Annotated in this window: 10 protein-coding genes; all 10 read left to right on the forward strand. The window is 42.1% G+C overall.

Annotated features, from left to right (window positions below; all coding sequences use genetic code 11):
* Window positions 1–73: 73 nt before the first annotated feature.
* Window positions 74–1,579 carry a potassium/proton antiporter gene (locus tag VK097_RS05825; protein ID WP_324210871.1) on the forward strand — a complete coding sequence of 502 codons (1,506 nt, stop codon included), beginning with the start codon at window positions 74–76 and terminating at the stop codon, window positions 1,577–1,579.
* A gap of 148 nt (window positions 1,580–1,727) precedes the next feature.
* Window positions 1,728–2,114, forward strand: coding sequence for a DoxX family protein (locus VK097_RS05830; RefSeq protein ID WP_324210872.1), 387 nt, complete (start codon window positions 1,728–1,730; stop codon window positions 2,112–2,114).
* A 121-nt stretch (window positions 2,115–2,235) separates the two neighbouring features.
* On the forward strand, window positions 2,236–2,448 hold the full coding sequence (locus tag VK097_RS05835) for a YjzC family protein (protein ID WP_324210873.1): 213 nt from the start codon (window positions 2,236–2,238) through the stop codon (window positions 2,446–2,448).
* A 302-nt stretch (window positions 2,449–2,750) separates the two neighbouring features.
* The gene (locus tag VK097_RS05840) at window positions 2,751–4,235 is read left to right on the forward strand and encodes a flotillin family protein (RefSeq protein WP_324210874.1); all 1,485 of its coding nucleotides are present in this window, start codon (window positions 2,751–2,753) and stop codon (window positions 4,233–4,235) included.
* Between the two features lie 170 nt (window positions 4,236–4,405).
* On the forward strand, window positions 4,406–4,582 hold the full coding sequence (locus tag VK097_RS05845) for a hypothetical protein (RefSeq protein ID WP_324210875.1): 177 nt from the start codon (window positions 4,406–4,408) through the stop codon (window positions 4,580–4,582).
* A 235-nt stretch (window positions 4,583–4,817) separates the two neighbouring features.
* Window positions 4,818–5,081, forward strand: a complete 264-nt coding sequence (locus VK097_RS05850; RefSeq protein WP_324210876.1) for a DUF4190 domain-containing protein — start codon at window positions 4,818–4,820, stop codon at window positions 5,079–5,081.
* Between the two features lie 52 nt (window positions 5,082–5,133).
* Window positions 5,134–5,373: a YczI family protein gene (locus VK097_RS05855; RefSeq protein WP_324210877.1), complete on the forward strand. Its 240-nt coding sequence runs from the start codon at window positions 5,134–5,136 to the stop codon at window positions 5,371–5,373.
* A gap of 50 nt (window positions 5,374–5,423) precedes the next feature.
* The gene (locus VK097_RS05860) at window positions 5,424–5,843 is read left to right on the forward strand and encodes an RDD family protein (RefSeq protein ID WP_324210878.1); all 420 of its coding nucleotides are present in this window, start codon (window positions 5,424–5,426) and stop codon (window positions 5,841–5,843) included.
* A 40-nt stretch (window positions 5,844–5,883) separates the two neighbouring features.
* Complete coding sequence (locus VK097_RS05865; protein ID WP_324210879.1) at window positions 5,884–6,120, forward strand: hypothetical protein; 237 nt, start codon at window positions 5,884–5,886, stop codon at window positions 6,118–6,120.
* A gap of 36 nt (window positions 6,121–6,156) precedes the next feature.
* Window positions 6,157–6,465 (forward strand): DUF3784 domain-containing protein, encoded by a 309-nt coding sequence (locus tag VK097_RS05870; RefSeq protein WP_324210880.1) that lies wholly within the window; start codon window positions 6,157–6,159, stop codon window positions 6,463–6,465.
* The last annotated feature ends 89 nt before the right edge of the window (window positions 6,466–6,554 follow it).

Below are 6,554 nucleotides of genomic sequence, written 5' to 3' on the forward strand. Positions count from 1 at the left end.
GTGCTGTATTCTTTGTTTAAAACGGAAAAAATCGGTAAAATAGAAACAGAACAAAGTTGAAAGGAATTACTGCATGGATACTTCTGTAACATCATTTGTACTACTGTTTGCACTCATGCTCATTGTAGGTGTTTTTACAACAAAATTTTCGGCTCGCCTGGGATTGCCGTCACTTGTGCTTTTCCTGTTTGTCGGTATGATTCTCAACGAATTCATTTATTTTGAAAATGTAAAGCTAACCCAGTTGATCGGTGTCATGGCGCTAATTATTATCTTGTTTGAGGGTGGCTCCCAGACCAAATGGAACAACATGCGACCGGTCCTTGCTCCGGCGGGTGTGCTGGCGACTGCCGGGGTTTTAATCACCTCGGTCATTACCGGATATGCAGCTTATTACATCCTTGATTTGACCATGCTGGAAGGGATGCTGTTTGGGGCAATTGTTGGATCGACGGACGCTGCGGCAGTCTTCGCTGTGATGGGGAGTAAAAATATTAATAAGCGATTGACGGCTACTTTGGAAGCTGAATCCGGGTCGAATGATCCGATGGCAGTCTTTTTGACAGTTGTTTTTATTGAAATGATTCAGGTCCCGGACAGTACGATTTGGTCAGCTGTCGGCAGTTTTTTTGTCCAAATGGGATTCGGTTTGATCCTTGGACTTTTGCTTGGCCGGTTAAGTGTACTGCTGATTAATAAGATAGCGTTGGACGTATCCGGTATGTATCCGCTTTTGGCATTGGGAAGTGCTGTTTTAACATTTGGCGTGACCGATTATTTAGGCGGGAGCGGATTTTTAGCTGTATACGTGATGGGTGTCCTGGTTGGCAATAGTGATTTGATGCATAAATTCTCAATCGTCCGGTTTAATGAAGGGTTTGCGTGGATGATGCAGATCATCATGTTTATTTTCCTTGGTATGCTCGTCTTCCCAAGTGATTTGATAAAAGTTGGCTGGCAGGGGATTCTATTATCCATCATCCTCATGTTTGTTGCAAGACCAATCGCAACCGTTATATGTATGGTATTCTTCAAACACAATGCAAAAGAACAGATATTTCTGTCCTGGACAGGGTTGAAAGGTGCTGTACCAATTGTTCTGGCTACTTATCCGATTATAGCGGATGTCGAAAATGCTTATGTGATCTTTAATGCCGTCTTTTTCGTTGTCCTCATTTCGGCTCTTGTACAGGGAAGTACATTATCCGCTTTGGCATCGAAATTGGGATTAACAGAAGAAGGAAACGATTTTGACCCGAGTAGCTTTGAAATGATTCCATTGGGCAATACGAATTCCGAGATCATTAAACTGCCGATTGGCAAGATGGCACCGGTTGTTCACTCAACATTAATCGATATTACGCTGCCAAGTGATACGTTGGTTGTGGGAATTGTACGGGAAGAGGAATTAATAACACCGAGTGGAGCAACATCAATTGAAGCCGGAGATACGCTGTTTGTCCTCAGTGAAAAGGAACAACGTCCTCAGGTCAGGGAAGTTTTTTTGGGCAAAAAAGAGAAAAAAGAAATGCCTAAGAAGAAAAAATGGTGGAAAATATTCGGAGGAAAAAATGACTGATCCGATACTGCTGTCCTCTCCTGTCACTGTTTTTCATAAATAGTGCGAGCTGTTTTTCAGCCTTGACAATATCCTGAATTCGTAATATATTAGTTTCCGTACTTACAAAAAGTAAGTTAGTATTAAAATGTGGGAGGATTTATATATTATGATTCATATCGGATTATTGATTATACGGTTGGTTCTTGGAATCAGCCTTGCCGGACATGGCGCTCAGAAGCTGTTTGGCTGGTTTGGCGGCAACGGAGTAAAAGGAACAGGCGGATTTTTTGAATCGATTGGCATCAAGCCGGGTGTGCCAATGGCCTTTCTGGTTGGCTTATTTGAATTTGCCGGCGGACTGCTATTGGCAGCAGGGCTTCTGACATGGCTTGCAGCAGCTCTTATTGTGATTGTCATGATCGGCGGTATTTTTAAAGTCCATTTGCCAAATGGCTACTTCGCCGATAAAGGCGGCATCGAATACCCGTTTGTCATTATTGCGATTGTCGTTGGTATCGCCCTAATCGGTCCCGGGGTTTATGCTATCGGATAATATATGAAAAGACGCAATTCCTATGTGGGGTTGCGTCTTTTAATATTCCACGCACTCTTTTCGCTTATAAAGTATGGAATATCAGCCAAAATAAGGGTAATAAGCAGAAGGAGTGATGAACATGGGTGAACAGTCCCGCTTCCGTGGAGGCCAAAAAGCACCAAATAATGGCGTGTACATTGAGAAAGGCGAAACAGGAAGCAATGTGGAAGAGCCGAGACAGATTGAAATGAAAGCAGGTGACAAATTCCCTGAAAACCACAATCCGGAACGCGTGTGGGTTAATAAAAACGATTTGTCCAGACCGGGGGTTCAGGGAAGAGCCAATGACTGATGGCGAATGAGTGCAACGTCATAATACTTAACAGGAGCTGCTGGTTTTGAGCCGGCAGCTTTTTTACATGAGGTTTCATTAGTGAAATAATTATCAGCGAAGTTTGTCAGAAAGGGAAGAATGTTGTTTTCCAATTCTATATTACGCTATTTCGGAATAAGTTAAGAATGGGAGCTATCGGCTTTTTAAAAAAGAATTATATGAATGTTGAAACTTTACTCAGTTTGTAAACGTATTGTAATATAGATCCATATACATAGATTGTTGGATCGGATTCATTATTTACAAGGGAGCGGATTTTTTTGTTTCAAGATGCATTAATTTTAATGATTCTCGCCATTATTGGAATTGTGGCGATTGTTGGGGGAGCGATCGCGTTTATTATCTTCAGGCTTCGCTACAAAACAGCGAGCTCGAATGAAGCGCTGATCGTAACCGGACCGAAGCTTGGTGATCCGGAAAAAGAGCGGAACGTTTTCCAGGATGAGAATGGCCGTTCAGTTAAAATTATCCGCGGCGGCGGTTACCGTCTCCGCATGTTCCAGACAGCTACACCAATTGATCTGACGTCCTTTCAGCTGCAGGTCGACTCTGAAAAGGCGTATACCAAGGAAGGCATTCCAGTACGCGTTGTCAGTACGGCTGTCATCAGTATCGGAAGTGAACTGGCGATTATGGCTAATTTTGCTGAAAAATTTCTGGGTAAAGAACAGGACGATCGGGAAGCGGAATTAAGGGATGTCTTAAACGGTCATCTGCGTGCGATTATTGCATCGCTTTCCATCGAAAAGATCTATAACGATTTTAAAGAAGTCAATACACAGGTAAAAAAGATTGCTGAATCGGATCTAAAGGGCATGGGTTTTGAAATCACATCGTTTGCTTTGAATGATGTGGAGGATGTTGACGTCGAGAACGGCTATATCGATGCTCTGGGGCGTCCACATATTGCTGAAGTTCAGAAGGTGGCAAACCAGGCCGAGTCTGATGCGGAGAAAGAAACCCGCATATATCAGGCACAGAACGACCAGGAAGCACAGGATGAAGAGAACCGCCGCTTAACAGCCATTGCCCAATCCAAAAATGAAAAAGACATTAAAGAAGCTGAATTTGAAAAAGAAACGAACCGCGCCAGGGCAAACGCCGAACAGGCTGGAGAACTGGAGAAACAGCGCCTTGCCCAGCAGGTGAAGGACGAAGAATTGAAAGTTGAATATATCGAGAAACAGCGTGCCGTTGAACTGGAAGAAGAAGAAAATAAACGCCGCCGCTCAATCGCCGACGCGGAAGCCTATAAAACGACGAAGGCTGCTGAGGCAGACGCGGAAAAAGAGCGCATTAAAGGTGAATCCGAGGCAGAGGTTATCCGTCAGCGCGGTATTGCCGAAGCAGAGTCCAAAGAACGTATGGCCCAGGCGATGGAGCAATACGGGGAAGCAGCGATTATGGAAATGCTTATCAATGTCCTGCCTGAGTACGCTGAAAAAGTGTCCGCACCGATTTCTCAGATTCAGGATATGAAAGTGATTGATATGGGCGGAAGCGATTCACAGGGCGGTTCATCAAAAGTCGCCAATAATGTGACTTCAACCATGCTCGGCATTCAGGAATCCCTGAAGGAAACGACTGGTATGGATCTGAAGGCGATGCTTGAGAGCTATGTATCCCGCGGCAATGCTAATCACTTCGGCGCACAGAAGCAAAAATATTACCAGGAAGCATCGGCAGCAAAAGGTTCAGATGAAGATGATAATGATTCGGAAGACAGCGACCATAATGAGCAGTAAGGTCCCATCATGGAATTGCTGACCATATAGAAAAACTGGGGCTTTCACTTGAAGAAGGGTGAAAGCCGCCGTTTTTTATAAAATTTCTTTTTTAAAAGGAATTGGCATGTTTATTGTCGAAAGTGGAATATGAGAAATAAGGACTAACTAATTCATAAGGAATGAGTGCTGTGTCTCGAAAAGTATTGTTTTGGGCGGGTCTATTCGTATTTATGATGGGTCATCTTTTCCTGGTGGATTTATTTAAGTTTAATCATGTCGTCGGCAATGAGTTTATGGCGTACTTTTTTATCATTGTGGGGCTGTTTTTAATTGGTGCCTCCAATTTGCTGAAACAGCAGCGGTAGCAGGCGTATCGGAAAAAAAATATCTGCAGAAGAGCAAGGATATCGACAGAACAGCATGGATATCTGCAGAAAAATGAAAGAATCAGCAGAAGAGCGGAATTATCGGTAGGAGAAAAAAAGTATCGACAGAACAGCAGAATTATCAACAGAAGAGGGGAATATTAGCAGAAGGGAGGCAAAATGAGTATAAGAACGAATTCTGCGCTTTGCTATTGCTGAAAATGGAGTGAAGCAAATGAGTGAAAGCACGCAAACAAATAGTTACGCAATCGTTTCCTTTACGTTTGGTATTCTTGCAATCTTCCTGCCCTTCATTGGCTTTTTTCTTGGTATAGCAGGGATTGTCGTTTCAAGAAAAGCGACAAAAGAAATTCACAACACTGATCAAACCGGCAAAGGGCTGGCGATCTCCGGATTAATTTGCAGTATTGTCGGCATGATCATGCAATTTTTAATAATGTTGGGTATCCTCGCTTTTGTGACGTTTAAGGGCGGCTAACATTTTGGGTGCCTGCTTTGATTTATTAAAAGAATGACAGGGAGATTTACTGATGAAAATTGCAAGAGTTATCTTAGCAGTTACCGTGGTTTTATTATCAGGTTATATGCTCATTACCGGCGAGTATGGAGTGTTACCCTATACACATTCACTTTTAGGGATTATGTTTATAATTTGGGGAGTTGCTGAATTTAAAGAAAACCGCAAAGCAATGGCTGTTTTAGTCTTCCTGACAGGTGGATTCATTCTGTTTGTCAGTATCTATGTTTTGTTTAGCTGGCAGCTTCAATAAAAAATTATTTATGGAGTCGGCATCACTCCGGGTGAGAGGGTGATAAACATATGAATCAAAAACCAGCAAGTTTCGGTGTTAGATTATTGGCAGATTTCTTTGACTTTATGATCTTAACTGTGCCAGCAACGTTGGTATTTTCCGGGATAATTGGAGATGATACGTCATCTTTTGCCAGGAGCTGGGGGTGGCATGTCAGTTACACGCTGTATTTAACATTGGTACCCCTTGTGTGGAAAGGTTATATTATAGGTAAACGTCTTTTTAAAATTAATGTGAACCGTATGGATAATGGTGATTTAACATTGAAAAATATGGTTTTAAGAGAAGTTGGTGGGAAGTTTCTTTTAACTTATCTAACATTGGGGATATCCAATGTCGTAAGTGCCCCTCCATGGGTTATTTTCAGAAGTGATAAAAGATCAATTCATGATTTCATCGGCGGCACTTACGTCAGGCACAATAATTAGGGGGCGTTTCATTGAACATTGATAAAGAGGGGGGTCGCCATTGAAAAAATATTTGATATTTGCCATCAGTTTTATACTGCTGTTCTTATTGTTCCAAATTTTATCCGGGCTGTTTCTTACCATTGCATATACTCCGGATATAGAAGAGGCGTGGAATATGAGTGCTGATGCACCCCAGAAAGTTGTTATTAAAGGCAGCCGCAGCCCCTTTTTAATCACATTATTTATTGCCTTTCTTTCCGCCTCAATTGCTTATTTTATCCCCAAAAAACGTTAACTTGGTATATCAAAGGGCTGTATGGAGTGGATAAAAATGGTTGGAACTATTATGATTATTTTGTTATTTGCTGTGCTGGGCATTACTTTATCAAACGGAAACGGTTCCTTTTTGATTGCCGGGTTCAACACAAAGTCAAGGGAAGATAAGGAAAAATATGATACGGTCGCCCTATGCAAGTTTATGGGAAAAGTGATGTTCGTTTTGTCATTCAGTATGGTTCTCTGGGTGGTTAGTGAAATGTCGGAAATTAAGTGGTTGTTCACCGTTGGCCTTGTTTTGTTTTTTGCCATTATCATATCTATGCTTATTTACGTTAACACAGGCAATCGTTTTAAAAAATAGATTGCATAACCTGTTGAAGTGGGCAGGAATTGTGAAAGTCAACATTCATCCCTTGATGCAGGCTTATTCATCAATTCGATAACATTGGG

The sequence above is a fragment of the Lentibacillus sp. genome (assembly GCF_035301675.1).
In the GTDB taxonomy this organism is placed as follows: domain Bacteria; phylum Bacillota; class Bacilli; order Bacillales; family Amphibacillaceae; genus Lentibacillus.

What these genes read in the sequence shown, in the direction of transcription:
- VK097_RS05825 (WP_324210871.1), top strand. Translation starts at nt 74, where the DNA reads ATGGATACTTCTGTAACATCATTTGTACTACTGTTTGCACTCATGCTC.
- VK097_RS05830 (WP_324210872.1), top strand. Translation starts at nt 1,728, where the DNA reads ATGATTCATATCGGATTATTGATTATACGGTTGGTTCTTGGAATCAGC.
- VK097_RS05835 (WP_324210873.1), top strand. Translation starts at nt 2,236, where the DNA reads ATGGGTGAACAGTCCCGCTTCCGTGGAGGCCAAAAAGCACCAAATAAT.
- VK097_RS05850 (WP_324210876.1), top strand. Translation starts at nt 4,818, where the DNA reads ATGAGTGAAAGCACGCAAACAAATAGTTACGCAATCGTTTCCTTTACG.
- VK097_RS05855 (WP_324210877.1), top strand. Translation starts at nt 5,134, where the DNA reads ATGAAAATTGCAAGAGTTATCTTAGCAGTTACCGTGGTTTTATTATCA.
- VK097_RS05860 (WP_324210878.1), top strand. Translation starts at nt 5,424, where the DNA reads ATGAATCAAAAACCAGCAAGTTTCGGTGTTAGATTATTGGCAGATTTC.
- VK097_RS05870 (WP_324210880.1), top strand. Translation starts at nt 6,157, where the DNA reads ATGGTTGGAACTATTATGATTATTTTGTTATTTGCTGTGCTGGGCATT.